Origin of the sequence: Thiolapillus sp. (assembly GCF_048562965.1) — a bacterium.
Classification (GTDB): Bacteria; Pseudomonadota; Gammaproteobacteria; order Chromatiales; family Chromatiaceae; genus Thiolapillus; species Thiolapillus brandeum_A.
Genome location: NZ_JBHNMF010000390.1, coordinates 1 through 3,071 on the forward strand (window position 1 = coordinate 1; position 3,071 = coordinate 3,071).

Here is a 3,071-nt window from a genome sequence, read left to right on the forward strand (position 1 = left end):
TACGGTTATACAATGCCAGCAATTGTTCATTGCCTGCGCTAAGCCGGATATCTTCGAGCATTTTAGTATCTGGTGTCACCGGTTTGGGCGCATCCCCTCCTGCTTTATCAGCAAGATCCAGTACCTGCTGTAGAAACTGCGGGACAAAGGACGGTTCTTCACCCTGTTTAGCCTTGATGCCCAACTTCTGAAACAGTTTACGAATCTGAATGCGTTGTGCTGTGGTAACAGTGGCCGAATCCACTTTGAAAGTGGCTTTGCCAATGCTTTTGCGTTCCAACGCTTTGGCATCGATGGGCTTCCCATGGTCATCCTGGACTCTGATCAATCCCGCGATCAGCAGCACCTGTAGCGCACCATCAACCGCATCACGTGACCAGCCATAGTGCGAGCCTTCCAGATGTTGGCGAATATCAGCACCTTTTTTACCACCCGCAATGAATGACAAGACTTCTTTGCAGACTGGGTTTTTCGCAGGCTCGCCATCGTCGCCAACAGCTTTGAGTGCATCCGGCGTTCCCATGCGGGCTTTCTCATATACCTTGGACCAACCAGGATGATCACCAATATCAAACTTGGGATACAAACGGTGCAAGGCATTTTTAGCGGTTTCCTGGATCATGTCATGCAAGTCATTGCCCAGGATTTCGGTACCTCCACCCTGAAATACCCGTGCGCCAGAAAAAGCTTCGTTCAACAATTCATTTATCTTGGCTTCCGACACCTGTTTGGTGGTTTCCATAGCGGCACGGGCTTCAGTACCCTCTGGGGTGTTGGGCACTCCTCGCTTTTCGCGTGTAGCCGTGGCCGCCTTGCATTCGATCAAGTGATGACGCAAATCATCAGCAGAGCGCTTGGGAATGAACACAAAAACAGTAGGCGACTGAGTACCCGCCTGCCGTGCTTCTGCCAACACAGAATTTTCATCGATGCTCCAACCATCCCGAACCCAGACACAGATCTTTTTATCTGCATCGGTTGGAAGTTGGGCATCGAATAGTGGGAAGATATCCCTGTGCACCTTGGATTTTCCCTGTATTAATGCAAGCTTGCCTGTGATTTCAGCAAACTTTTTACGAATACGGTCATCCCTTTCCGCTTCGATACGGTAGGCTTCGTTGGCCAAATTGGAACGCTGACTCAAGAACTCGTCTGTCCACGCCGCACTTTCTTCCGTTTGAATGCGGTACTCATCGCCTACTTTCATGAGCAGTTCGCAATCGTCCAGCAGACCAGGAAGCTTTGCCCGCAAATCACCGGAACCCTTTGGCAGGTCTTCTACCAATAGATCTGCCAAGGTATCCGTGGTGGCTCTGATACCAATTTCATTGTTGCTGCTGGCCAATTTGTTAACCAGAAAAACCAGGCCACAGGCACGCGCCATCAATTGTTCATCTGCTGATCCTTTGCACCAACTGAGCGTTTTTTCATGTACTTTTCTCGGCAGGATACGTGTCTGCAGCAATTTGTCGGCAGAATCGAAATAGAGATAATCTGCCGCCACCACATTACCCACTTCCTTGTCCATATTGGTTTGGATGACCTTGTGGACCATGCTCAGTTGATTGCGCAGTTGGCTGTCAGTACCGGTTTGATCCAAGACCCGCAAGCTGTTATCCCAGAAACGACGGCGTACGGGCAGGATGGGATAGTCTTGAGGGAAGTAGGGTATGTCATCCTGGCGGTGGCCGATTGTTGTGCCATCCAGGTGACGTGCAATCTCTCCCATGTTTGTTTGCATCATAGCTTCGATGACTGGTTTGGCTTCAGGCGTCTTGGCCAAGATGACCTGGCGGATGACTGCATCAACATCGGTATCCGATAATTCAACCCTTATGGTAAACCTACCTTCCAGTTTCTTCAGATTCGCAGTACCTGTGACTGCGGTTTGCCCTGTTCCGACAAACAGTAATTTGCCACCCTCAATTTTTTTTGAGCAGGCCTCCACGACTTCCTGCACGTCAATCGAACGCTGGCTGTCTTCACCAATGTATTGCTGTACTTCGTCGAGCACGATGACAGTGAGCGGAAATTTTCCATCGCGAGTGAGTGCGTCGCGTATAGCTTTGAGCATTTCATCGCTGGAAATATCCTGCACATAGGGATAGAGGTTGTTCAAGGTTTCTACACAAGCAGATGGCGATGCAAACAACTTCGACTTGGCGGCCACCAAGGCATCATGTAGTCCTTCGGCCACATAGAAATTATCCAGTTCCTCTTCCCAGTCATAGCCGTGTTTTTCTACATGTTCACGCACTTGGTCCAGTATGTTTTCATGTTTGAGCCACATAACAAATCGGGCAACAGGGTATTGTTCAGGCAGCCCTACCGACTTGAAAATAATGCGGAGCAAAGCCAGGCGCACGCTCCCACTTGCACCGGCTCCCAAAGTTCCGGAGGCTGCATGCAAACCGCCATGACGTTTCCCCTGCACGCTGAGTTCCTTGAAATGATCTCTGATCTCTTGGGGCAAATGGGCTATGCCACGCGCAGTTGCACCATCATCAAATTTTGTATCCACCCACAATGCGCGGAGCATTTTGACCAGATGAGACTTACCCGAACCGTAAAATCCACTGATCCAAACGCCTGGCTGCTGAGAGTGTCCAATGTTTGACAGATAAGTCTGCAGGATATGAGACATGCCCTCGGCATACTGGCCATCACATACGAAGGTATCCAGTTCATAACGAAGTACTGACAAGGCTTGTTCAGTTGTTTCATCATTTACACTGGCCACCCCTTCATTGACCAACCGATGAGTCTTGGGATCCTTTTGGTAGATATCTCGATTCAGCATGCTATACCCCTTAGTTCAATAATCCTTGTCCGCAGTGATGGGAACGGCCAGATAGTTCCAACCATCATATCCGTCCAACAGACGGTAGTTGCTGTTTTCATAACTTCCCGGGAAGAAGATCAACATGCGTCCCTTAACCATGGGCGCCAGTTGATCAACTACGTTTTTAACTTTTAACAGGCCAAATAAGGAACCAACCCCCATCAAGGCAACGACTGCATTTTCGTCCTGCCCTTTGGTTTGGACAAAGCGGGAAAATTCCTGTTTGAGG

The 3,071-nt window shown here is 49.4% G+C and carries 2 protein-coding genes; both read right to left on the minus strand.

The genetic code is table 11. The features are described 5' to 3' along the window. Positions 1-2,800 (minus strand): BREX system P-loop protein BrxC (gene brxC, locus ACOCD2_RS15265; RefSeq protein WP_293701956.1); only part of this gene is annotated, 2,800 nt, incomplete at its 3' end. 15 nt (positions 2,801-2,815) lie between these two features. Continuing rightward, positions 2,816-3,071, minus strand: a 256-nt coding sequence (locus tag ACOCD2_RS15270; protein ID WP_293652946.1) for a BREX protein BrxB domain-containing protein, incomplete at its 5' end; no start/stop codon positions are given.